This is a genomic window from Arcobacter caeni (genome assembly GCF_003063245.1).
Classification (GTDB): domain Bacteria; phylum Campylobacterota; class Campylobacteria; order Campylobacterales; family Arcobacteraceae; genus Aliarcobacter; species Aliarcobacter caeni.
In genome coordinates this window covers 48,209-71,301 of the sequence record NZ_MUXE01000012.1, presented here as the reverse complement: position 1 = coordinate 71,301, position 23,093 = coordinate 48,209, and the positions used below count along the sequence as shown (strand labels likewise).

At 27.5% G+C, this 23,093-nt stretch carries 25 protein-coding genes; 9 read left to right on the top strand and 16 right to left on the bottom strand.

The features are described 5' to 3' along the window. Positions 1–95: 95 nt before the first annotated feature. A complete protein-coding gene (locus B0174_RS08860; protein ID WP_108559811.1) occupies positions 96–1,160 on the bottom strand; it encodes a RelA/SpoT domain-containing protein in 1,065 nt (354 codons plus the stop codon). Positions 1,161–1,271: 111 nt separating this feature from the next. On the opposite strand from B0174_RS08860, the gene B0174_RS12195 reads away from it, so the two are divergent. After that, positions 1,272–1,418 carry a hypothetical protein gene (locus B0174_RS12195; RefSeq protein ID WP_165790408.1) on the top strand — a complete coding sequence of 49 codons (147 nt, stop codon included), beginning with the start codon at positions 1,272–1,274 and terminating at the stop codon, positions 1,416–1,418. Between the two features lie 131 nt (positions 1,419–1,549). On the opposite strand, the gene B0174_RS08855 is transcribed toward B0174_RS12195, so the two are convergent. The 5 genes from B0174_RS08855 to B0174_RS08840 all read right to left on the bottom strand — a co-directional run bounded on the left by B0174_RS08855 (position 1,550) and on the right by B0174_RS08840 (position 3,799). Further along, positions 1,550–2,329 carry a 3'-5' exonuclease gene (locus B0174_RS08855; protein ID WP_108559809.1) on the bottom strand — a complete coding sequence of 260 codons (780 nt, stop codon included), beginning with the start codon at positions 2,327–2,329 and terminating at the stop codon, positions 1,550–1,552. A gap of 37 nt (positions 2,330–2,366) precedes the next feature. After that, positions 2,367–2,909, bottom strand: coding sequence for a pseudouridine synthase (locus tag B0174_RS08850; RefSeq protein ID WP_228156441.1), 543 nt, complete (start codon positions 2,907–2,909; stop codon positions 2,367–2,369). A 33-nt stretch (positions 2,910–2,942) separates the two neighbouring features. Next, the gene (locus tag B0174_RS12190) at positions 2,943–3,086 is read right to left on the bottom strand and encodes a hypothetical protein (protein ID WP_165790407.1); all 144 of its coding nucleotides are present in this window, start codon (positions 3,084–3,086) and stop codon (positions 2,943–2,945) included. A 59-nt stretch (positions 3,087–3,145) separates the two neighbouring features. Continuing rightward, positions 3,146–3,433 (bottom strand): hypothetical protein, encoded by a 288-nt coding sequence (locus B0174_RS08845; protein WP_228156440.1) that lies wholly within the window; start codon positions 3,431–3,433, stop codon positions 3,146–3,148. Positions 3,434–3,514: 81 nt separating this feature from the next. Next, a complete protein-coding gene (locus B0174_RS08840) occupies positions 3,515–3,799 on the bottom strand; it encodes a putative quinol monooxygenase (RefSeq protein ID WP_108559803.1) in 285 nt (94 codons plus the stop codon). Positions 3,800–3,910: 111 nt separating this feature from the next. Between B0174_RS08840 and B0174_RS08835 the strand changes: the two genes are divergently transcribed. Further along, positions 3,911–5,611, top strand: a complete 1,701-nt coding sequence (locus B0174_RS08835; RefSeq protein WP_228156439.1) for a protein adenylyltransferase SelO family protein — start codon at positions 3,911–3,913, stop codon at positions 5,609–5,611. Between the two features lie 50 nt (positions 5,612–5,661). Here the strand turns inward: B0174_RS08835 and B0174_RS08830 are convergent, their stop codons facing one another. The 4 genes from B0174_RS08830 to nadB form a co-directional block, all read right to left on the bottom strand. Then, entirely contained in the window at positions 5,662–6,183 is a 522-nt protein-coding gene (locus tag B0174_RS08830) for a hypothetical protein (protein ID WP_108559799.1), read from the bottom strand. A 123-nt stretch (positions 6,184–6,306) separates the two neighbouring features. Further along, positions 6,307–7,842: a glutamine-hydrolyzing GMP synthase gene (gene guaA / locus B0174_RS08825; RefSeq protein ID WP_108559797.1), complete on the bottom strand. Its 1,536-nt coding sequence runs from the start codon at positions 7,840–7,842 to the stop codon at positions 6,307–6,309. A gap of 153 nt (positions 7,843–7,995) precedes the next feature. Beyond that, positions 7,996–9,375, bottom strand: coding sequence for a sodium:proton antiporter NhaD (nhaD, locus tag B0174_RS08820; protein WP_108559795.1), 1,380 nt, complete (start codon positions 9,373–9,375; stop codon positions 7,996–7,998). Further along, a complete protein-coding gene (gene nadB, locus B0174_RS08815; RefSeq protein ID WP_108559793.1) occupies positions 9,375–10,826 on the bottom strand; it encodes an L-aspartate oxidase in 1,452 nt (483 codons plus the stop codon). Before nadB ends, nhaD begins: the two co-directional genes overlap by 1 nt. Before the next feature lie 116 nt (positions 10,827–10,942). Here nadB and B0174_RS08810 point away from each other — a divergent pair, with 116 nt between their 5' ends. Then, positions 10,943–11,359 carry a DUF721 domain-containing protein gene (locus B0174_RS08810; RefSeq protein WP_108559791.1) on the top strand — a complete coding sequence of 139 codons (417 nt, stop codon included), beginning with the start codon at positions 10,943–10,945 and terminating at the stop codon, positions 11,357–11,359. Here the strand turns inward: B0174_RS08810 and B0174_RS08805 are convergent. After that, positions 11,343–11,936 carry a M48 family metallopeptidase gene (locus B0174_RS08805; RefSeq protein ID WP_108559789.1) on the bottom strand — a complete coding sequence of 198 codons (594 nt, stop codon included), beginning with the start codon at positions 11,934–11,936 and terminating at the stop codon, positions 11,343–11,345. The two genes, B0174_RS08810 and B0174_RS08805, sit on opposite strands and share 17 nt — an antisense overlap. Before the next feature lie 83 nt (positions 11,937–12,019). Between B0174_RS08805 and B0174_RS08800 the strand changes: the two genes are divergently transcribed. Next, positions 12,020–13,189, top strand: a complete 1,170-nt coding sequence (locus B0174_RS08800; RefSeq protein ID WP_108559787.1) for a pyridoxal phosphate-dependent aminotransferase — start codon at positions 12,020–12,022, stop codon at positions 13,187–13,189. Then, positions 13,189–14,076: a cation diffusion facilitator family transporter gene (locus B0174_RS08795; RefSeq protein WP_165790405.1), complete on the top strand. Its 888-nt coding sequence runs from the start codon at positions 13,189–13,191 to the stop codon at positions 14,074–14,076. The genes B0174_RS08800 and B0174_RS08795 overlap by 1 nt, the downstream gene beginning before the upstream one ends. Positions 14,077–14,090: 14 nt before the next feature. On the opposite strand, the gene B0174_RS08790 is transcribed toward B0174_RS08795, so the two are convergent. Beyond that, positions 14,091–14,687 carry a hypothetical protein gene (locus tag B0174_RS08790; protein WP_108559783.1) on the bottom strand — a complete coding sequence of 199 codons (597 nt, stop codon included), beginning with the start codon at positions 14,685–14,687 and terminating at the stop codon, positions 14,091–14,093. 174 nt (positions 14,688–14,861) lie between these two features. Here B0174_RS08790 and abc-f point away from each other — a divergent pair, with 174 nt between their 5' ends. Genes abc-f through B0174_RS08770 form a run of 4 tightly spaced genes read left to right on the top strand, consistent with a single transcriptional unit; the run spans position 14,862 to position 19,283 of the window. Further along, on the top strand, positions 14,862–16,811 hold the full coding sequence (gene abc-f / locus B0174_RS08785) for a ribosomal protection-like ABC-F family protein (protein ID WP_108559781.1): 1,950 nt from the start codon (positions 14,862–14,864) through the stop codon (positions 16,809–16,811). Between the two features lie 43 nt (positions 16,812–16,854). Then, the gene (locus B0174_RS08780; protein WP_108559779.1) at positions 16,855–17,298 is read left to right on the top strand and encodes a GatB/YqeY domain-containing protein; all 444 of its coding nucleotides are present in this window, start codon (positions 16,855–16,857) and stop codon (positions 17,296–17,298) included. 31 nt (positions 17,299–17,329) lie between these two features. Further along, positions 17,330–18,457 (top strand): GGDEF domain-containing protein, encoded by a 1,128-nt coding sequence (locus B0174_RS08775; RefSeq protein ID WP_108559777.1) that lies wholly within the window; start codon positions 17,330–17,332, stop codon positions 18,455–18,457. A 7-nt stretch (positions 18,458–18,464) separates the two neighbouring features. Continuing rightward, the gene (locus B0174_RS08770) at positions 18,465–19,283 is read left to right on the top strand and encodes a hypothetical protein (protein WP_133174794.1); all 819 of its coding nucleotides are present in this window, start codon (positions 18,465–18,467) and stop codon (positions 19,281–19,283) included. Here B0174_RS08770 and B0174_RS08765 read toward each other — a convergent pair. From B0174_RS08765 to B0174_RS08750, 4 genes are read right to left on the bottom strand one after another with little or no spacing between them, the layout of a single operon-like run. Further along, complete coding sequence (locus tag B0174_RS08765; RefSeq protein WP_108559773.1) at positions 19,275–20,414, bottom strand: sensor histidine kinase; 1,140 nt, start codon at positions 20,412–20,414, stop codon at positions 19,275–19,277. The two genes, B0174_RS08770 and B0174_RS08765, sit on opposite strands and share 9 nt — an antisense overlap. Further along, positions 20,404–21,063: a response regulator transcription factor gene (locus tag B0174_RS08760; protein ID WP_108559771.1), complete on the bottom strand. Its 660-nt coding sequence runs from the start codon at positions 21,061–21,063 to the stop codon at positions 20,404–20,406. Before B0174_RS08760 ends, B0174_RS08765 begins: the two co-directional genes overlap by 11 nt. 4 nt (positions 21,064–21,067) lie before the next feature. Then, on the bottom strand, positions 21,068–22,006 hold the full coding sequence (locus B0174_RS08755) for a cache domain-containing protein (protein WP_108559768.1): 939 nt from the start codon (positions 22,004–22,006) through the stop codon (positions 21,068–21,070). A 56-nt stretch (positions 22,007–22,062) separates the two neighbouring features. Beyond that, complete coding sequence (locus B0174_RS08750) at positions 22,063–23,040, bottom strand: c-type cytochrome (protein ID WP_108559766.1); 978 nt, start codon at positions 23,038–23,040, stop codon at positions 22,063–22,065. Positions 23,041–23,093 lie beyond the last annotated feature (53 nt).

Genomic DNA, 23,093 nt, shown 5'->3' with positions numbered 1-23,093 from the left:
AATTTTTTAGTTAAAAGCCTCCATTCATGACCTGACCCCTATTTTTTTATTTTACTATAACTTAATAAAAATCTTAATATAGTTAATTTTATTCCTTATCCTTTTATGGCTTTCCATATCACTCCATCTTTTTTAAGGAAGTCAGATATATAAGCTATAAATTTTTTAGCATCCAGAAAATAGTTTGGATAAGCTTTTTCTATTGCTTTCATATTTTCTCCTGAAACTAAAACAACTTCCTTTGATTCGTTTCTTAATCTTATATCTTGTTCTCGTCCAGCATAAATATATTTTGCATCTTCTTCACTATTTGGAATAGTAATATTTAATTTACTTGTGCTGTAGTCAAGTTCTAATATAAAAAAATCGTTTTTATTTTTTTTGTCAATATGATTAATTGAGACATTTAGTCCTCTTAATAAACCTAAAATGTTATATTTATTATTTAAAGTAACAAGTTTATCATACACTTCTTCTAGTACAAAATTTGTTTTTTCAATTTCTGTTGTTGTTTTATCTATAAAAGACAAAATAAGACTGCATAGCTTAAAAAATTCTCTATGCTCTTGATTCCCTTCACCAATTTTTAGTGAAGATTCATTTTTAATATCAAATATCTCAAGTGTTGTTGCCCAGATATGTTGTATTTGAGTTCTTATTTGTAGTTCAATAAACATGCCTTTCAAAAACTCTTTTTTCTTACTAGAACCTGAATATGAATATACATGATGAATTGATCGATAGCCATCTTCTTTTGGCTTTTGTATATAATCATTGATTGGTTTTTTTAGTACAAACATTGCTTTTTTATTTGAGCCACACAGGATATTTAATTCATCTGATAAGGTATAAACTTCTTTTTGGTTTTTTAAAATTATTCTAACTCCACCAATATCTTGCATTGTATTTAATTGCATATTTGGAAATCTTGTAAGTTTTGCAAATATTGAAGGTTGTCTTTTTAGTCTTCTTGAAATAATAAACTGTTTATCATTCTTTTTTTTTCTTTTAATCTTAAGTGTTTTTGCTAATTCTCTTGTTAGAATCGCATGACTAGATCTCCACTCAGAGAAAACGCTTAAATCATCTTGTGATAAAGAACTATTTTTTATATGACTACCAATAGTCTTAATTTTTGTTTTTGAAATATTATCACTCATTTTTCTCCCTTTAAATATGGATTTTGTATTTTATCAAGATGATAATAGATTTATAATAAAATTTGCATAATATCCATATTATTTTGATACATATAGCTAACTAGAATGAGAATGTTTAATTATTTAAAGATACTTAGAGATTTCTTCTATGCTTCAAGCCCAAAAAGCGCTTTTATAAAAGAGTGCAAAAATTATCATACTTTTGATAAAGATAAAATAGATAATAAAACCCACCCAATAAAACCTGAAAATATATAAAAGCCTTAATATAATTGATATTTCTTATTCATCATTTTTTTTAATACCTATTTTATAATTTACAGATTTTGTTCTTTAAAATTCAAACTATTTTAGGTTGATAATTAGCTATTTAAATTATAGTATATTTTTTATTCCAGAGAATACTGCACCTGAAAAAACATCGGCATCATTTTCATAACAAATGGATATTCCTCTAAAATTTTGTTCATTACATCATATACAACAGTTGCATCTTCGGAAGCGTATTTGAGTTGTCCAGATGTTAGCTCTTCATTTTCCCAATTTGATCTTGACATATTTTTTGATTTTTGTAATTTTTCATTTAAGATTATAGAAGCTGCTTTTTTTGCTCCTATTTGGTTTTTTGATGATAGTTTTTTGAATACATTTTCAAGGTCGATTGTTGATTTTAGTCTTAGATTAAATTGTTTAAAAAGTGCTATACTATCGCCTTTTAGTCCAGTACCAATTTTTATTATTTTTTCATCTTCCAAAAAGTTTATAAGTGGCTTTAGATTTTTGATTTGTTTAGTTTGAATAAGATAACACTTATCTTTTGTAGCTAATTGAATCAGGCAAACACCATTATCTGCTTCACCTTTTTTAAAGGTTGGCTTTTGTTCACTATCAAAACCTATAAAAGGAGATAAGTGGATTGAATTCATTGCCTTTTCTAATTGTTCACAAGTGTTAATAACTTCGATTGTTCTATTACCAATAGAATAAGAAGCCTGTAAATCACTATCAACACTACTTGAATTATCCATTAAATCAAAAAGTTTTATCATTAACTTTAATTCATAAGAGCCATTTTCTAAAATATTTTTCAAAACATTTTCAACTTCATTTTCTAAATCATCATCACAAAAAGTTCGAATTAGATTTATTCTATCTTGATTAGAAATCACATTTATTATTTTGATTTTAAGCTCCTATCGTATTACTCTACTTATTTTTAATTAACATTCTCTCTTCTTCCAATGAGAGATAACGCCATTTACCTATTTCTATATTGGGCTTAAAACTGCCAATACTAACTCTATTCAAATCCAAGACCTTTAAAGGTGTTCCAAATTTTGGGTCTTTTAATGCGCCAAAGAGTCTGCGAATATGACGATTTTTACCCTCTTCTAGTTCAACTTTTAGTTTTGTTTTTGCTCCGCCATTCCCTATTTTTTCCACTTTTGCTTTCAGTATTCCGTGAATACTTTCAACGCCTTTTTTTGCCTCAGCAATATGTTCATCTGTTACATAACCTCTAACCCAAACTTCATATATTTTAATACAATTTCCAGGTTTTGTTAAAGCATCGTTTATTTTGCCATCTCTTGTAAATAATAAAAGCCCTTTAGATTCTAAATCAAGTCGTCCAATAGGCATCCATCCATCAGTAAAAACCCAATCTGGTAAAAGATTATAAACAGTTTTTCGCCCAAGGTCATCAGATCTTGTGACTAAATAACCCTTAGGTTTATTCAGTACTAACAATTTTTCTGAATCGTTCATTGTTCTATTCATTAACTATTTTTCCGATGTAGCTATCTCTTCTACTATTTCAGTATCATTATTATTTAACGCTTCTTTTTTCTTACGCTTTTCTTCTTTCTTTTTTTCTTTTTCTAGCTCTCGAGCTCGTTTTTCATAATTGTAATTTATTTTAGCCATTTGTTATCCTATTAATTTGTATTTTATAAAGTCAAACAACGCAGTTTATCATAGATTTATTATTCTCCATTTAAAACGGACATAACTGTTACTCTACTTGTTTTTAAATCTTTTGTTATTTTTGATATGTTTAAATCGCCATTTTCATTATAATATTTCTCATCATCTAACATTTTTAATATACTATCTTTTTTATCAAGTATTTCTTGTGAAGTTTGCCTAGTCTCAAAAGTAAAATCCTCTTCACTCATGGTTTCAAGAGCTTCTAAATCTCTTTTTATTGTGGGTTCAGTAACTTTTAACTCTTTTGCTAAATCTTTTGGATTTTCAATACCTCGTAAAATCAAATCCCTTAATGCTATTCTTCTTATTTTTATTTTGCGTCTACGATGATAGGAGGTTTTCATTATTATTTTGTCTTTTGATTTTTATAAAATTTCTAATTCAAAAGGTTCAATATGAGCATTATATTGTTTGAAATTATTTAGAAAATGTACATAATGTTCACTTTCATAGTGTTTGTTTAACGCTTCTTCACTTTTCCATGAATCAATTGCAATAAATTCTACGGGATTATTTTTTGTTTGAAAAACTTCATACATCAAACAGCCCTCTTCTTCTTTAGATTCTTTAATAGTCGATTTAAGTAATGCTTTTAGTTCTTCAATACAATCTCTTTTTGCTAAAAATATTATTTGCCTAGTTATTGCCATAATTATCGCTTTTATTGGTTTTTTTGTATTTTAGTTAATAGTTGCTTTGTTTTGAATCAAAGGTAGTTATGTTAAAATTTTGATAAATAAAAACTATGGATAAATATAATAATGAAAAAAAATACTAACAAAAATATAGAAACATTTGAAGAACTTATGAAATTAGGTGATTACTCATTTACAAATACACTAAATAGTGATCCTGACGCAAAAGTTAATGGGGAAAATAAATTTTCAAGAGAGGTTTTTTCTGGACATTATGTGCCAGTAAGTCCAACTGCTATTAAAGAGCCAATATATATTTCACATAGCGAAACCTTTTTTGAAGAATTAGGTTTTAATGAAAATCTTATAAACTCAGATGATTTTATCAAAATGTTTTCAGCCAATATGTCTAATATTTCTAATCTTACACAAAATAAAGGTTGGGCAACAGGATATGCACTATCTATTTATGGTACAGAATATTACGCTCAATGTCCTTTTCAAACTGGAAATGCTTATGGAGATGGTAGAGCAATTTCTATTTTGGAAGCAGTAATAAATGGAAAAAGATGGGAATTTCAACTAAAAGGTGCAGGTAAAACACCATATTGTAGAGGTGCAGATGGAAGGGCAGTTTTAAGGTCAAGTGTAAGAGAGTTTTTAGCACAAGAGCATATGCATGCACTTGGCATTCCAACATCAAGGTCTTTGACCCTATTTACATCTAAAAAAGAGCAAGTACAAAGACCTTGGTTTAGAGATAATTCATATTCAAAAGACCCAGAAGTTATGCTTGAAGAAGATGTTGCGATTACTACAAGAGTTGCGCCTTCATTTATAAGAGTTGGACAAATTGAACTTTTTGGCAGACGGGCTAGAAAAAATGAACATGAAAATGCTTTAAAAGAGCTAGAAATGATTGTTTTACATTTGATAAATAGAGAATATAGTGAAGTAATCAACCAAGATTTAGACTTAGAAAAAAAGATAATATTATTAGTAAATGAGTTTCAAAATCGTCTTACATCATTGATAGCTAACTGGATAAGAGTTGGATTTTGTCAAGGTAACTTCAACAGTGATAACTGTGCAGCCGGTGGTTTTACACTTGATTATGGTCCATTTGGCTTTACCGAGATGTTTGATCCTAAATATCAATCTTGGACAAATGGAGGAATACACTTTTCATTTTTTAATCAGCCAGTTGCTGCGCAAAAAAATTTTAAATCTTTTTGTAGTGCTTTAAAACCATTACTTAGTTTGAAGCCTGAGGTTTTAGAAGAACTAGAAAAAATCGAAAATAACTTTAGCAAATTTATGCAAGAAAAAATGGAAAATATGTGGGCAAATAAACTTGGAATCGAAAAGTTTGATGTTGAGTTGTTTGAAGAACTTATAAATCTTATGATAGAAACAAAAGTTGACTATACTATATTTTTTAGAGAACTCTCATCTATTCCAAATGATATTAACAACATTGAAAAAAGTTTTTATGGAAATCTGCAAAATGAAAATATTAAATCAAGATGGAATAATTGGTTAGAAAAATGGAAATCACAAATAAATGTAAATGATGAAGAGTCTAAACAAAAACTTTCAAATCAAATGAAACTCACAAATCCAAAATACACTCTAAGAGAATGGCATCTAGTTAAAGCATACCAAGAAGCACAAAATGGAAACTATGAACCAACAAAAGAGTTACAAAAAATAATGACAAAACCATACGACGAACAAACAAAAGAAATAGAAGAGAAATATTATATTAAAAAACCTTCAGATTTTTTTGGAATAGCTGGAATTTCTCATGTTAGTTGCTCGTCGTAGGGAAGATTTAATTTATGCGTTCCCAAGTTAGAGCTTGGGAACGAAAAAAATTAATTTTCATTATAAATTTTTGATAAATTATAAAATAATGTTTCTCTCTTTTTTAGAATTTCTTCCCTAATATCTCTCATATTTTCTACCGTAATATCTTCATTACCTTTAAAAAATTTACCTCTAAGTTTAGATAAAGTCATTCCATACTCTCTTAATAAACTTGCTTCTTCTTTTAAACCTAGTAACATTAATTTAGATTCAGCAACAGTTAAATTTTTAAAGCTATGAAAAAGTTCAATTTCAACTTTTGATAATTCTTCTTCTCTATGAGGTTTAAAACTAGATTTTTTTGAAATTGATTCATTAACTAATGCCCAATATTTTAATGATATATGTGTACATTCTTCAATTAATTTACTTATTTCTTCAAGAGAATTAAAAAACCTATTGTTTTTATCTTTCTTATATTCATGATTATGATTAATTTTGGTAACAATATATGTACCTAATAAAGTGATAATACTACCAAATCCAATTTTTATAGCAGTATCTAAAACTTCTAGCGATGTTAATGCCATTTATATTCCTATAATTTTTGTCAGAAGTTTGGTGTAGATTTTTGTGAATATGAACAAAGGTGTACTACAAGTACATCGAAGTTCATATTCGCTGAAAGATGCGCCAAAATTATGGCAAAAAGATTATTCCCACTCTATAGTTGCTGGTGGTTTTGATGAAATATCATATACCACTCTGTTGATTCCATCAACTTCGTTGATGATTCTTCTTGAGATTGTTTCTAAAATTTCATGTGGAATATGTGCAAAAGTTGCTGTCATTCCATCTGTTGCTTCTACTATTCTTACACAAATAGTATTGTCATAAGTTCTATTATCCCCCATAACTCCAACTGATTTTACATTTAATAAAACTGTAAATGCTTGCCATGTTTTATCGTAATATCCAGTGGCATGTAATACATCAAGCATTATAACATCTGCTTTTCTTAAAATTTCTAAATCAGGTTTATTTACATCTCCCATGATTCTAATAGCAAGTCCTGGTCCTGGGAATGGATGTCTTCCTATCATAGATGCAGGTAATCCTAATTCTAATCCTAAAATTCTAACTTCATCTTTGAAGATTTCTCTTAAAGGTTCAACTAACTCAAATTTCATCCAATCAGGAAGTCCACCTACATTGTGATGAGATTTGATAGTTTTTGATGGACCTTTTACTGAAACAGATTCAATAACATCTGTATAAAGTGTTCCTTGTGCTAAGAACTCAATACCATCGTGTTTTTTTGCTTCTTTATCAAATACTTCGATAAATGTTTCACCGATGATTTTTCTTTTTGTTTCAGGGTCTGTTACACCTGCTAGTTTTGTCAAAAACTGCTCACTTGCATCAACAGTAATAAGTTTTACACCACGAGCCTTAAACATTGCTTCAACTTGTTCTCTTTCGTTTGCTCTTAATAATCCATTATCAACAAATACAGGAATAACTTTATCACCTATTGCTTCTGCTAAAAGTGTTGCTACAACTGAGCTATCAACTCCACCTGAAACTCCACATAATACTTTTTTATTTCCAACTCTATCTTGAATATTTTTTATTTGTTCTTTTGCAAAAGAACCCATATTCCAAGTCGATTCACAACCACAAATATGTTTTGCAAAGTTTTTAAGAAGTTTTGAACCCTCAGCTGAATGGTAAACTTCAGGATGAAATTGGAACGCATAAATATTTCTATGTGTATCTGCAATTGCTGCAAATGGTGAGTTTTCACTTGTTGCTATTCTTTCAAATCCAGCTGGAATATTTTCAACTCTATCTCCATGACTCATCCAAACGATTTGTCCATCTGTTGTGTCTTTAAAAATTGGATTTTCAGTTTCAAATTTTAATTTTGCTTTTCCATATTCATGGTGATGTGCAGGAACTACGCTTCCTCCAAAATGTTGAGAAATTAACTGCATACCATAACAAATACCTAAAATAGGAAGACCTAATTCAAATATTGTAGTATCAGGATGATAAGCATCATCTGCATAAACAGAAGCTGGTCCACCTGAAAGAATAATTCCTTTTGGAGTTCTAGCCATAATATCTTCAATACTCTCACTATAAGGTACTATTTCAGAATAAACACCTGCTTCTCTTAGTTTTCTAGCAATAATTTGAGTATATTGACTACCGAAGTCTAATACTACTATTGGGACATGTTTCATCTATTGTTTCCTTTATATTTCAAACCATAAGATTTAAATATTACAAATTTTAATCTTACATTCTATCTAAAAAGTAGTAAAAAAAAAGTTAAATAAAAAAAGGGCTATTGGGAAATCCCAACAGCCCTTTTGAATTTTTAGTACTACTAAAAATTAATGTCCAATTCCTAACATCTGATATTGAACATACCAAATAGCAATAGAAACAAAATATCCAATTAAAATAGTCCAAGCATATTTCATATGTGAACTAAATGTATAAATACCATGCATTTTCCCCATTACTCCAACACCAGCTGCTGAACCAAAAGAGATTAATGAACCACCAACTCCAGCTGTCATAGTAACCAACATCCATTGATCAACAGCCATTTCAGGATTTGCTTTTAAAATTGCACTCATAACTGGAACATTATCTACAATTGCAGATAAGAACCCAACTCCAATATTTGCCCAAGTTGGTCCTAAAACATCTGGTTGATAAACAATAGCTGCAAGTCCTAACCATCCAACAAAATATAATACACCAACCGCTGCTAAAATACCAAAGAAAAACATTAAAGTATTATTTTCAATTTTTGCCATTGATTCAAAAATATTAAAATGATCTTTTCCATATTTTTTACTCAAACTATATGAATAAACTTTTAGTAAAGCTAAACCAAACATCATTCCCCACATTGCTGGTAAATTTAAAATTTGATGTGATAATACAGCACAGGCAATAGTTAATATTCCAAGAAACATAACCACTTTTGCACCTTCATGCATTTTTGGTTTTTCTTCTTTTGTTGCATCAAAATCTGGCACAATATTAGGAACAAATCTTGATAATAAAAATGATGTTACAAGAAATCCTACAAAAGCTGAGGGGAATAAAAATAAAAAGTCTGTAAAATGACCTTTCCCTGCTGTCCAAGCCATTAATGTAGTAATATCACCAAATGGAGACCAAGCACCTCCTGCATTTGCCGCAACAACAATATTAATAGCACCTGGTACTAAGAAATCTTTTCTTGTTTTTTCAATAGTTATTAAAACTGTTGATAAAATAAGAGCTGTTGTTAAATTATCTGCAACAGGAGATATGAAGAATGCTAAAAATCCAGTTAACCAAAATAATTTTCTATATGTATAACCTTTTGAAATTAAATTATATTTTAATCTATCAAAAACTCCCATGTGAAGTAATGATTCTATATAAGTCATTGCAACGAATAAAAAGAAGAAAATTCCAGCTATTTCTAAGATCAAATGGTTTGCTTCTATATGAACCAATTCCATATTTAAACCATTTAATACATAATAAATAGCAACTAAAATAAACATAAATGTACCAATAAATAAGGCAGGTTTTGCCTTATCAATTGCATATTTTTCTTCTGCAGCAACAAAATAATAACCAATAACAAATATAATAATAGTTGCAAATCCAACCCATGTCATTGTTAAATTTGGAATCTCCACATTACTCGCTGAACTTGCAAATAATGATAAAGTACCCAATAATAAAGTAATTATAACTTTAAACATCAATTCTCCTTAATATAGTGAGCCCCAAGAGATTCTTTTCTCTTTAGGGCAGATTTTAAAATAGCTTTGGCTGTAAGTAATCTTAAAAAAAGTAATCTTCCAACATCTAATTTTAGATAATTTTCAATAGTTTCAAGAGTAGTTTTAAGTTTAGCAGGTTCTCGCACAATTGCTGCATTAGTCCACATCATTTCTCTTAAATTATCTTTTATATCTTTGTCAATTTCTTTATTTCTTACATAATTTATAACAGGTTTATCATAATTTTCTTTTGTTATTTTAAAATCATCTTTTGATGAATTTTCAACCGCAATTTGAGAAAAAACCAATCCCTCAAGTAAAGAATTTGATGCTAATCTATTTGCACCATGAACACCCGTACATGCAACTTCACCAATAGCATATAGATTTTTCATTCCTTTTACTTTTGCATCTAAAGATGTCTCAATTCCACCCATTGAATAGTGAAACGCTGGAGAAATAGGAACTCTTTCAAAAGGTAAGTCATAACCTAATTCTTTTAAATTTGAATAAATATTTGGGAATCTTTTTTTGAAAGCTACTTTTTCAAAAGTTTCAAAAGATAAATATATTCCTAAACCAGTTTTTTTATTGTAATCAAAAATAGAACGACTCACCACATCTCGTGGTGCTAATTCTCCATCTTTATGATAATCAAATAAAAATCTATATCCATTTTCATCAACAATATGAGCACCCTCACCTCTTAAAGCTTCAGATAATAAAGGTTTTCTAGCAAATGTAGTTCCTTTTACAACTGTTGGGTGAAATTGCATCATTTCCATATCTTTTAGTGGAAGATGTTTTTCAGCAATAATTCCTTGGATTTCTCCAGCATTTGCTGTTGAATTTGTATGGTATCTATAAATTGAACCAACTCCTCCACTTGCAATTATTGTATTATGTGCATAAACCACTTTTTGATTTGTTTCATTAGTAAAGTATTGAACTCCATAACAAATATCATCTTTTATGAGTAAATCACAAACTACTGCTTGAGTTACAATTTCATGAGGACAATTTTCTAATAAAAAAATATGAATCATTCTTCCAGTTGCATCACCATCTGCGTGTAAAATTCTATTTCTACTATGTGCTGCTTCTTTTGTATATGCTAATTCACCTTTATCATTTAGGTCAAATTTCATTCCATCATCAATTAAATTTTTTATTGTTGATATTGATTTTTTACTTAAAAGTTCAACGGCATTTTTGTCGTTGTAATTAACACCTGCTGTTAAAGTATCTTGAATATGAGCTGGAATATCATTTTCATCAACTGCACTTGCAATTCCTCCTTGAGCCCAAAAAGTATTACAATTCCAAGTTGACATCTTACATAAAATTAAAACTCTTTTATTTTTGGGAATCAATCTTGCAGCATTAAGTCCTGCAATTCCCGTACCTATTATTATGTAATCGTAAATCATTGTTTTGAAATGTTATTACTATTTTGTTCTGTTGAAGAATCTTGTTGAATATATTTTGGATCATCTTTGTAACCACAACCACTAAATGATAATATAAAACCTGCTATAATTAGCCCATGAAAAAAATTAATGAAATACTTAGTCATCTTAAAAATAATCCTGAATTCAGTAAGATTAATACATCTTTTTTAATAAAAAAGTTTATAGAAGTTCTTCCTTTAAAATTAAAAAAAGGTGTGAAATTCGCTTATGTAAAAAATCAAACTTTGTTTTTTGTATTAACCCATCCTGTTTATAAAATGGAATTTGAGTATAACAAAGCAGATATAAAATCATTATTAAAAAATTTCAAGATTGCAAATGTTGAAGATATTGGTTTTTTTATTACAAATGTAATAGAAAAAAAAGAGAAAGAAAATGCGCCTATTTCCCTTTATAAAGAGCGTTCATTTGGAATTTTTGATAATAAAGCAAAAGATGAATATTTATTCAGAAAATTTGAAAAAATAAGAGAGATTATAAAAAACTCTTAAATATTTTTTCTCTTTTTTTATAATCTGGACAATGAATTTCTACTAAATCCCAAAAATTTTTTGAATGATTTTTATGTTGTATATGAGCTAATTCATGAATAATCACATATTCCATAAGCTCAATTGGAAATTTCATAAGTAAAATATTAAAATTCAAACCATTTTTATAATTACAAGAACCCCAAGTTCTTTTATTTTTTCTATATCTAATTGAAGTAGGAAATAGATTCATTTTTTTTGAATATTCATCCACTAAATCTGGCAAATATTTTACAATCTCTTTTTTATAAAAATTATCAATATTTTTGATTTTAAATTCTTCAATTTTTTTTCTAACACCAAGATACAAAAATTCATCTTCATTTATACTTTTTTCTTCAAGCCTAATAATAGAATTTTCAATCCAATCTATCTTTTTTTCAATTAAATCTTTTGCTTCTAAAAGTGTGTAATAAATATTTGTTTTTATTTGAATTAGATTTGGATTTAAAACTCGAAGATAAACATGTTTTATATTTCTTCTTTTTTCTAAGTGAACGGTTACTAATCTTTGATTTATTTCAATTTGAAAGCTCAAACTATTCCTTAAGTAATTTTTTGTTAAAATCGCACAACTATTATATCAAAAATATAATGATAATTTTATTGAGGAAGATGTTAATGAAAATTGTAAACAGAATGGAAAATCTGTCTCCATCAGTTACTTTGGCAATCACTGCCTTAGCTAGAGAACTTAAAGCTCAAGGTAAAGATATACTAAGTTTTAGTGCAGGTGAGCCTGACTTTGATACACCACAAATTGTTAAAGATGCTGCTATAAAAGCAATTAATGATGGTCAAACTAAATATACAGCCGTAGAGGGAATTATCGCTACCAAACAAGCAATTATTAACAAATTAAAAAAAGACCACGGATTAGAATATAAATTAGATGGTATTGTAATAAGTAATGGGGCAAAACACTCGTTATTTAATCTTTTTCAAGTTCTAATTGAAAAAGGTGATGAAGTTATTATTCCAGCACCTTATTGGGTTACATATCCTGAACAAGTAAAATTTTCAGATGGAATTCCTGTATTCATTGACACTGATGATTCTACTGAATTTAAAATCACAGCTGAACAATTAAAAGCTGCAATTACACCAAAAACAAAAATTTTACTTTTAAATACTCCTTCAAATCCAACAGGTTCTATTTATTCAAAAGAAGAATTATTAGCACTTGGTGAAGTTTTAAAAGGTACAGATATTATCGTTTTATCAGATGAAATGTATGAAAAAATTATTTACAATGGTAAAAAGTTTGTAGCAGCAGCAGAAGTTTCTTCTGATATGTATAACAGAACTGTTACAATAAATGGTTTAAGTAAAGCAGTAGCAATGACAGGTTGGAGATTTGGATATATTGCAACTCCAAATGTAGCACTTGCAAAATCTTTAACAAAACTTCAAGGTCAAGTAACATCAAATGTTAACACAATGACTCAATATGCTGCAATTCCTGCACTTGAGGGAAAAGCTGATAAAGATATTGAAATGATGAGAGTTGAATTTGAGAAAAGAAAAAATATTGCAGTAAAATCTTTTAATGAAATAAAAGGTTTATCAACAATCGACCCAGATGGTGCATTTTATCTTTTTGTAAATATTAAAGAAGTATCAAATGATTCTATGAAATTTTGTGCTGAATTATTAGAACAAAAAGGTGTAGCTTTAGTTCCAGGTCTTGCATTTGGTTCAGAAGGTTATTTTAGATTCTCTTTTGCTACTGATTTAGCAAGTATTCAAGAAGGAATTAAAAGAATCAAAGAGTTTGTAGAAAACAAATAATGACACCTCAAAAAAAAGCTACCGTTGTTTCATCTAGTGTAGCTGGGCTACTTACTTTAATAAAACTAGCAATTGGAATCACAAGTGGTTCTGTTGCTGTTTTAGCTTCTGCTGTTGATTCTGTTTTAGATATGTTTGTATCTATTTTTAACTATTTTGCTATTTCAAATTCTGAAAAACCAGCTGATAAAATTTTTAATTATGGAAGAGGGAAAATTGAAGCCTTAGCTTCTGTAATCGAGGGAACTATTATTAGTATCTCTGGATTATTCTTGCTTTATCAAGCTGCTAAAAAAGCTATAAATAGTGAAACATCACAATATTTAGAAGTTTCTATTTATGTAATGATTATCTCTTTGATTATTACGATTTTATTAGTAATTTATTTAAATTATATTGCTAATAAAACAAATTCAATGGTTATTAAAGCTGATGCTTTACACTATAAAACGGATGTTTTTAGTAATGCAGCTGTTTTAATTTCTTTACTTCTTGTAACTTTTACTGGTTATGAAATAATTGATGTAATTGTAGGAGGAGGAATCGCTTTATATATTATTTATTCTGCATATTCTTTAATTCAAGATGGTATTTTAGTTTTATTAGACCGAGCCGTTGATGAAGAAGTAGTAGCAAATATAGAAGAAATAATAAAACAAAATGACAAAGTAAATGCTTATCATCTATTAAAAACAAGAGAAGCTGCAAATCAAACTTTTGTGGAAGTACATTTGGTTTTTAATTGTTTGATTACACTTATGGAAGCACATAAAGCTACTGATTCTATTGAGAATAAAATCAAAAAGCTAGATTCTTCGAGAGATTGGATTATAAATATTCATATGGATCCATATGATGATTTTAAGTTAAATGATATAAATCATTAATTAAGGAAAAGTCTTTATGACTTTCCTTTTAAACTATTCATTTTCTCATCAATCAAAGCCAATGTTCTTTCTTGAGTTTTATATGATATTTCAGGAAGTTCACCTCCAAACATCTTTTTAGCCTCTTCAAAACCTTGAACTACTCCATCTCTTCCTTTTTGAAGAACATCTAAGTTATCACCAGCAAAACTTAATACAAAACCAGCAACTCTATCTGAAGTATTTTTTACACCAAAAAACCCTTCTTCACTTACTAAATTCTTTGCTTCATCAGAAGATAATTCAAGAATTGGTTTTCCCTCATATCCAATATTTTTAAGGCTCATTCCACCTTCTGTTTCTTTTCCTCCAAGAAAATTTAAAACTTCAAGTTGATTATTCTTTAATCCAGATCCACTCTGCCCCAAAGTATTATTTTTTGTCATACTTGCTGTATTCATTTCAAAAAGAATAGACTGAGCATTCATAGAGATAGTAACTCTTGCAGCTGAATTGTTTATAATCTCTTCTAAAGAGTCATTTTTAGCTGGTTGTTCTTTTGTTTTAGCACTTGTATTTGTATTTTGTTTATACATATCTAAAGCTTGACTTGTATTATTTTGAATTTGCATGAGAAACTCCTTTTATTTATACTTAATTATACATTTCTTAATATTAAATTAATATTATTTTCAAAATATAATTAAGAAAATATACTAAAAGTAAATATTAACAGGTTTTTTGGTATATTAATAACTTACTTATTAAAAATAAATCATGATTTTACAAAAAAGAAGAATACATATATGGCGTTAATAGACCTTCAAAACATTTCAAAACAATACGACACAAAAGTTATTTTAAAAGATACAAATTTTACTTTAAACCATGGGCAAAGAGTTGCTGTTATTGGACAAAATGGTCAAGGTAAATCTACACTTTTTAAAATAATTATGAAACAAACAGAAGCTGATAGCGGTGAAATGGCTATTGATAAATCTCTTAAAATTGAAATGCTTGACCAACAACCAAAATTCAAAGACAATTTAAATGTAAGAGATGCAATTGAAAATCAATTAGCTGAATTAAAAAATGCTAGAACTGAATATGAAGAACTTACAAATCGTCTTACAACTGATTATGAAAATGAAGATTTAATAAGAAGACAAAGTGAATTAGCGACTTTTATTGACTTTCATGATGCTTGGGATTTGGACAATATGATTGAGCGAGTTTTAGTTGAGTTTCAACTAAAACAGTATGAATTTAAAGATGTAAATCTTTTAAGTGGAGGAGAACAACGGCGTGTTAGTTTAGCTGGTCTTTTACTTAAAAAACCTGATGTTTTACTCTTGGATGAACCTACAAATCACCTTGATGTTTATATGGTTGAGTTTTTAGAACAACTACTTTTGAAAAACAATTTCACCCTACTTTTTATCTCACATGATAGATATTTTATTGATAATATTGCAACTACTGTTATTGAAGTTGATGGTGGAGTTTTGCGAAAATTCAACGGTGGTTACTCTTCATATTTAGAGCAAAAAGAGCATCTTTTGGACAATATGCAAAAAGAGCATGATAATCTTATTCGTTTAGTAAAAAGAGAAGCTCATTGGATGCAACATGGTGTTACGGCCCGAAGAAAAAGAAATGAAAGAAGAAAATCAGAATATTTTGATTTAAAACAAAAAGCAAGGTCAAATCCAGCCGCTATTAGAAAAATGTCACTGGAACTTCAAAGGGAGCAAAAATCATTTAACACAGATGATAATCAAAAAAACAAAAAGAAAATGCTTTATGAACTTGATGATATTAATAAAGCACTAGGAGATAAAAAACTAATTACTGATTTTACTACTAGAATTTTACAAAAAGACACAATTGCTATAGTTGGTCCAAACGGAAGTGGAAAATCTACACTTCTAAAAATCTTTATGGAAAAAATGAAAATAGATAGTGGAGCTTTTAAAAAAGGTGATTTTGAAATTGGATATTTTGACCAACAAAGGGAATCTTTGGATGATGAAAGAAATCTATTAGAAACTTTTTGTCCAAATGGTGGAGATAGAGTTGTTCTTCATGATGGAAGAAATATGCATGTTTTTGGTTATTTGAAAAACTTCTTATTTCCAAGGGAATATCTTGATAAAAAAGTTGGTGCTTTAAGTGGTGGAGAAAAAAACAGGGTTGCTCTTGCGCTACTTTTCACAAAAAAAGTTGATTGTTTGATTTTGGATGAACCTACAAATGACTTAGATATTCCAACAATTAATATTTTAGAAGAGTATTTACAAAACTTTCAAGGTGCTTTGATTTTTGTATCACATGATAGATATTTTGTTGATAAAATTGCAAAAAAACTTTTTGTATTTCAAGGAAATGCAACTATTATGGAGAGTTTTCAACCATATAGTGAATATTTAGAAATTGAAAAAGAGTTAAAAGAATTAGACTCTCTTGAAATTGAAATGGCAAAAGAAGCAAGTAGTGAGAAAGTTGTTCAAGTTGCAAAAAAACAGACAAAACTTTCTTACAAAGACCAAAGAGAATATGATAATTTACCAAAAGAACTTGAAGATTTAGAGTTAAAACTTGAAGAGATAAATGCTTGTTTAATGAATCCAAAATGTTATGAACAAAAAGGAATTGTTGCCATGTCACAGGAGCTTGATGCTACAAAAGAAATTTATGAAACAAAAGTTGAAAGATTTTTAGAACTAGAAGAATTAATAGAAAGCTTTAATTCTTAAAAAGATATAATTTACTCAAATATTATTAAATATAAGGATTTTTATGAGTTTAAAAGAACAATTAAAAGAAGATTTAAAAACTGCAATGAGAGAAAAAGATGTAGTAAAAAGAGACTCGATTAGAGCCATTAATACTATGATTAAACAAATTGAAGTGGATGAAAGAAAAGATTTAAATGACGAAGATGTTATTAAATTAATTCAAAAAGGTATCAAACAAAGAGAAGAATCAATTTCTCAATATAAAGCTGCTTCAAGAGATGATTTAGTGGCTCAAGAGCAAGAACAAGTTGATGTTTTTATGTTATATCTTCCAACTCAAGTAAATGATGCTGAATTAGAAGCTGGAATGAAAGAGATTATTTCACAAGTAGCAGCTACATCTATGAAAGACATAGGAAAAGTTATGGGAATGGCAACTAAAAAATTCGCAGGTGTTGCAGATGGAAAAAGAATTAATGAAATGGTTAAAAAGCTTTTAGGATAATTTTAAAAAAAATCATATTTAGGAAACATTCATGAACAAAGAGTTTGAAAATATTTTAAGTCAATTAACAAAAGAAGAAAAAGATGAGGCGAATTCAAATAATCTTGATTTCCCTGAAAAAATAATTCCACTCTTATTAAAAAGAGTTCATCCACAAAATGTTCACGAATTAGCTTCTTTATTAAAACAATCTGTTTTACCTTCTATTTGTCCTAAAACTAATGAAGAGATTGATCAACTATTTTCACAAATTGAAAAAGAACCAAATCTTTTATTTGATAAAAAAGTACAAGATAAAATTGAAGATTTTATTAATAAAAGGTTTGAAAGAGATAAAAAGATTGTAATCGAGCAAACTTCTGATATTTCTAAACTTGTTTTATTAATGTCAGATTATTTAAATGAGGCTATTTCAAGTAATGGTTTTGGTTCTCAAAATGTTTTAAATATTAAAGAAAAAGTAGCTTCAATAAATATAAATGAAAATGGTTTAGAAGCTCTTACAGAACTTCAAAATGAACTTATAAATGCAGCAACATCAATTGAAAAAGAGATGAATACTGTAACTAATAAATTAGAAAACGGTAAAACAAAAGTTCACGAACTTGAAGAAAAAGTAAAAAAACTTGAAGAAGAACTCAATAGAACAAAAACAGAAAATATGAAAGATCATTTAACTGGACTTTTAACAAGAAAAGCATTTAGTGATGAAGTAAAAAGAATCGAAAGTGCTTATGAAAGAATTAAAACTCAATATGCTGTTATATTCTTTGATTTAGACCACTTCAAAAAACTAAATGATACTTATGGTCATGAATGTGGAGATGTTGTATTATCAACTTTTGGAAAAATCCTAAATAAAAGTGTAAGAGAACATGATGTTGCTGGAAGATATGGGGGAGAAGAGTTTGTTGCGATTATTCACTTTAATTTAAATCGAGAGTTATTACAGTTTTTAAAAAGAATAAAAACAATAGTTACAGAAAATAGCTTTTTATATAAAGATAAAAAAATTAAAGTTACTTTTTCAGCAGGAGTAGCGATTAGAAGTAGTTACACCTCTTATGAAAATACTCTACAAAAAGCTGATATGCTTTTATATCAAGCAAAAGAAAACGGAAGAAATAAAATTATTTTAGAAAATGGAATGGAGATTTAGTCTTAAAATGGAAATAAATAAATTTTTAAAAATAGGATTGTTTGTTATTTCAACATCAATCCTTTTTACTGCATGTGCAAATAAAGCAAATGTTAAAAATGTTAAGAAAGTTGATCAAGCAAAAGTTAAAACTATCAATGATATTTTAAATGAGTCAAATGGGTCATTTGACTATGATGCTAATCAAAAATTATATAAAAATAAATCTACAAAAGTAGAAGCTACAAATAATTTATCAACAGAACTTGGAAAACTTTGTTCAGATAATAAAGGTAAGTTTGTTAGTATGAATTATTATATTAATAAAAATTATGTTAATTCATATCCTAATAATAAAGCTAGTGTTTGTGAAGTAAACAATGAAGCTTATTTTATAACTCATCAAGCAAATACAAATGATAATATTTATTATTCTGTTAGTATTGATGAAAAAGCAAAAAAGATTTATCAAAATTTTAAAAATCATCAATTTGAAATAACACCAGCTGTTAAGGAAGATACTCAAACTGTCATTAAAGAAAGACAAGAAATTATAAGAAGAGAAGCTTCAAGAGAGCAAAAAACTAAACTTTTGTTTAATAAAAAAGATCAAAAATCAATGACTTTTTTTGATTCTTGGAGATATTCTGGAAAAGAAGCACTTTGTTCTAAAAAATGTACTGATTTAAATAAAAGAAGTACTGGTTATTCAACATTAAAAGAAGCTGTTAATAGTAACTGGCAATTTGTTTCTAAAACTGAAGAGATTGAAGAAGCAATAGATGATTCTTGCACTTGTTCTGGATATTCAGTTTTAGTGAAAAAACTATCTACTGAATCAAAATAAGTAAATAAAGGTTGTTCCTTTATTTACTTGTGATTCAACTTTAATTTCAATCTTATTTTTGGCACAAATATTTTTCACAATACTAAGCCCTATTCCAAAACCGCCTGTTATTTTATCACCTCTGTAATATCGCTCGAAGATTTTTGATTTATCTTTTATTCCAATTCCTTCATCTTTAAATGAAAGTCTTATTTTATTCTCTTCTTTTTCTAAAGATATTTGAATATTTGAGCCATCTTTTGAGTATTTTATTGCATTTGAAATATTATTATCTATAATTCTGTATAGTTCTAATTCATTAAAAGTTATAAAAATATCACTTTGAATATTTTTTGAGAATCTAATATTCTTTGAAATAACTAAGTCATTAAAAAATTCTATTCTTCTTTCTAAAAAAAGTGAAAAATTTATATTTGTTTTTTCATCTTTTACCATATTTTGTTGCATATAATATTCTAAATCTTCATAAATAACAGTCATATTTTTTAGAGCTGATTTTATTCGTAAAATATGTTTGTCATTTTTTAATCGCATTTGTAACATATCTACATTAATTCTCGCAACTCCAATTGGTGTTTTTAACTCATGCATCGCATCTTTTAAGAATTCATCTAAATATTGATTTAGTTTTTTATATGGTTCAATACTTTGTTTTATAATAAAAAATGACGATAAAAATATAAAAAAACTAATTGATAAAACTAAAATAATTGCATTATATATTACTAAAGAGTTATCAATTTTTTTGCAAACAATTAGAAATTTTGCTTCAAAAATATTTTCATTTAAATAGTTTTTATAACAAATCTCATCTTTATTTATTAAAAATTCGTCAAAAAAATCTAAATTATTTTTTTCTAATAAAGAAAAAATCATCTGATTATTTTTATCGAAAATTCCAGAAAAATATATATTAGATCTTGGAAAATAAAAAATAGAACTATTTTCTTTTTCAAAATTATCAATTTTAGAAATCACAGAATAAGCATGATTTTTTAAATCCATTTTGTCTTTTATATTTTGATTTTCAAAAGAAGAATCCAAATAAAAATATATTGGAATAAAAGCTATCAACAAAGTTAATAAACCTTGAATTAAAATATATTTAATCTCATATTTATTATTTATCAATTTTATATCCTACAAATCTTTTAGTTTTAATAAAATCTTTACAAGTTTTTTCTCTAATTCTTTTTATACACATTCTAATATCTGAATATGAAATATCTTTATTTTCCCAAATTTTTTCATGTAAAGTCTCGATAGAAACAAAAAAACCTCTATTTTGAACTAAAAAAGAGACTAATTCACTCTCTTTAAAACTTAAATCTATTTGTTCTTTTTCTTTATATAAAATATTTTTTTTCACATCAAACTCATAATCAGGAACAATTTGTATAAAATCATCCAAAGTCTTAAAACAACTATTTTTAATTAGCTGTTCTATTCTAAATTTTAGTTCAATCAAATCAAAAGGTTTTCTAATATAATCATTACAACCAAGGTCATAACCACGACTAAGATTGGCAATATCAGTCAAAGATGTAAGAATAATAATTGGAGTATTCAATTGCTCTTTTCGTATAGTTTCAAGCAAAGTAAAACCATCCATTCCAGGCACTCGTATATCTAAAAGAAGCAAATCATAACTATTGGTAAAAATAGCATCCAAAGCTTCGTCACCATTTTCAAAATCATCTACAATAAAATCTAGCTCTTGCAAAAATTCTTTTATAGATATTTTATATAAATAATCATCTTCAAGTAGTAAAATTTTCATATTTTCACTTTATAATAATCTCTTTTTTTTCTTTTGAAAAGTTGTTTTTGAAATTTGAATCTTTTGTATTTATTTCACCCAAATACTCATATCTTGGTAAATATTTGAAATTTTGTTCATTTTTATCAAAAAAAATCATTAAAATTCCAACACTTTTTAAATCAATATCACCCAAAGGAATTTGGGTAATTATCTTATTATTATACTCATAATAGAACTTTTCATTACTTAGATAATTTTTATGTTGCATAAGTAAATCATAGAATTTTTTATCATAATCATTTTGAATAATCACAAAATCATCTAATAAATTATCCTCATGATAAGATGTTGCAATTGGTAAATACTCTTTTTTTAAAAGTGGAATAATCTCTATTCCCATATATTTTAATCTATTTCTTAAATCACTATAATCTAAAATAATTTCAAGAGTTCCAATATATTCGTTGTTTTGATTAAAAATAGGCGAAATTGCTTTAATATTAAATCTTTTTCCTAGTTCATTTGATACAAAAGGTTCTTTAGTTTCTTTTACTTTTAACAAGCCTTTTCTAAAACTCTCTAAACTCAATCCCTCATCTTTATCTTCCCAACTTCGTACAAAAACTTTTAAATCTTTTGTGTGAACTTGGATTTGGATATTATTTATATTTGTATAATTTTTTATATTTTCAAGGGAATTTAAAAGCTCTTTTTTTAACTCTTTTGGTTTATTATTTTCTAAAAAACTAATAATATTTTGATTCTTAGAAAATAATATTGCCAAAGATAAAGCATTATTTTTTTGATTTGTTAGTTCATTTTGTACAAGTTCAACTCTATTTGAAACTAAAATGTCTATTTGATTTTGTTCTATTTTATTGTTGTACTTGTATAAAAAATATAGAAGTGTTATAAAAACAATAATAAAAGATAAAATGAAATTTTTGTATGTTTTGTTCATGAGTAATTTTAACTAATTAAAAAGAGAATACAATAAAGTATCCTCTTTTTTTTAATTTATTTTATGAATTTTCCAAAAGGACCTACTTGGTTCTCTTTTGTTTCAATTGTTGGTCTATAAACATCAGGAGCTTTAACTTCTTCTGATGGAAAATCTTTGATTCTATCAGCTTTATCAGGTCTAAAATGTGAATCCATATTGATAAATGCTGCCACATTATAAGCTTCTTCATCAGTTAAAATAGGATTTTCTTTTGTTGCACCTAAAGGCATATTACTTTTTATAAAATCAGCTGCTTTTAGAAGTCTATACATTCCAGCACCTTTATTATATGTATCTTCTCCCCATAATGGTGGATACATATAACCATTTGCTCGACCTTCATTTTTTATACCCTCACCGTTTGCACCATGACATGAAGCACATTGTTGTTCATAAACAACTCCACCTTTTACGGGATTGGCAGCTTGAGTTTTAATCATTTTTCTATCAATTGGATATAAACTTCTACCCTCTAATTTATCAACTCCAGCAACAGGATAACCTTGACTTAACCAATACATATAAGCTTGCATTGCTTTTATTTCTTTGCTATCAAGTGGTAATGATTTTCCATTCATACTTCTTTGCATACAGCCATTAATTCTATCTGCAAGTGTACCAATACTATCACCTCTTGCCCCATATTGTGGGAATGCAGCAAAAATCCCAATATATGATGAAGAATAAGATTTTGTTCCTGCATCTAAGTGACAGCTTTGACAATTTAAATTATTCCCAGCATATCTCATTTTTGAATCTTCAACTTCTGGACCTATGTATTTTGAAGTATGAACTATCAGTTCTTTTCCATATTTTACTAAATCTCCAAATTGATTATTTGGAATATTTTTATCATCTGGAATTTTATATTCCAACTTCGCATCAGATTTGTATCCATTGTCCGAACGCTCTTTTAAAACTTTTGCATCAAATGAAAACAAAGTTGTCACACATAACGCAGATAATGTTGCTACTACCATAACTTTTTTCATAAATAATTTCCCCCTACTATTTAATTAGGAAACTATAACACTTGTATATAACT

Excerpts from the sequence above, each read along its gene's own strand:
- B0174_RS08775 (WP_108559777.1), top strand. The coding sequence starts at position 17,330 with ATGAACAAAGAGTTTGAAAATATTTTAAGTCAATTAACAAAAGAAGAA.
- B0174_RS08860 (WP_108559811.1), bottom strand. The coding sequence starts at position 1,160 with ATGAGTGATAATATTTCAAAAACAAAAATTAAGACTATTGGTAGTCAT.
- B0174_RS08750 (WP_108559766.1), bottom strand. The coding sequence starts at position 23,040 with ATGAAAAAAGTTATGGTAGTAGCAACATTATCTGCGTTATGTGTGACA.
- B0174_RS08790 (WP_108559783.1), bottom strand. The coding sequence starts at position 14,687 with ATGCAAATTCAAAATAATACAAGTCAAGCTTTAGATATGTATAAACAA.
- B0174_RS12195 (WP_165790408.1), top strand. The coding sequence starts at position 1,272 with ATGTTTAATTATTTAAAGATACTTAGAGATTTCTTCTATGCTTCAAGC.
- B0174_RS08780 (WP_108559779.1), top strand. The coding sequence starts at position 16,855 with ATGAGTTTAAAAGAACAATTAAAAGAAGATTTAAAAACTGCAATGAGA.
- B0174_RS08795 (WP_165790405.1), top strand. The coding sequence starts at position 13,189 with ATGACACCTCAAAAAAAAGCTACCGTTGTTTCATCTAGTGTAGCTGGG.
- B0174_RS12190 (WP_165790407.1), bottom strand. The coding sequence starts at position 3,086 with ATGGCTAAAATAAATTACAATTATGAAAAACGAGCTCGAGAGCTAGAA.
- B0174_RS08800 (WP_108559787.1), top strand. The coding sequence starts at position 12,020 with ATGAAAATTGTAAACAGAATGGAAAATCTGTCTCCATCAGTTACTTTG.
- nadB (WP_108559793.1), bottom strand. The coding sequence starts at position 10,826 with ATGATTTACGATTACATAATAATAGGTACGGGAATTGCAGGACTTAAT.
- B0174_RS08760 (WP_108559771.1), bottom strand. The coding sequence starts at position 21,063 with ATGAAAATTTTACTACTTGAAGATGATTATTTATATAAAATATCTATA.
- B0174_RS08840 (WP_108559803.1), bottom strand. The coding sequence starts at position 3,799 with ATGGCAATAACTAGGCAAATAATATTTTTAGCAAAAAGAGATTGTATT.
- nhaD (WP_108559795.1), bottom strand. The coding sequence starts at position 9,375 with ATGTTTAAAGTTATAATTACTTTATTATTGGGTACTTTATCATTATTT.
- B0174_RS08810 (WP_108559791.1), top strand. The coding sequence starts at position 10,943 with ATGAAAAAAATTAATGAAATACTTAGTCATCTTAAAAATAATCCTGAA.
- guaA (WP_108559797.1), bottom strand. The coding sequence starts at position 7,842 with ATGAAACATGTCCCAATAGTAGTATTAGACTTCGGTAGTCAATATACT.
- B0174_RS08835 (WP_228156439.1), top strand. The coding sequence starts at position 3,911 with ATGAAAAAAAATACTAACAAAAATATAGAAACATTTGAAGAACTTATG.
- abc-f (WP_108559781.1), top strand. The coding sequence starts at position 14,862 with ATGGCGTTAATAGACCTTCAAAACATTTCAAAACAATACGACACAAAA.
- B0174_RS08830 (WP_108559799.1), bottom strand. The coding sequence starts at position 6,183 with ATGGCATTAACATCGCTAGAAGTTTTAGATACTGCTATAAAAATTGGA.
- B0174_RS08770 (WP_133174794.1), top strand. The coding sequence starts at position 18,465 with ATGGAAATAAATAAATTTTTAAAAATAGGATTGTTTGTTATTTCAACA.
- B0174_RS08755 (WP_108559768.1), bottom strand. The coding sequence starts at position 22,006 with ATGAACAAAACATACAAAAATTTCATTTTATCTTTTATTATTGTTTTT.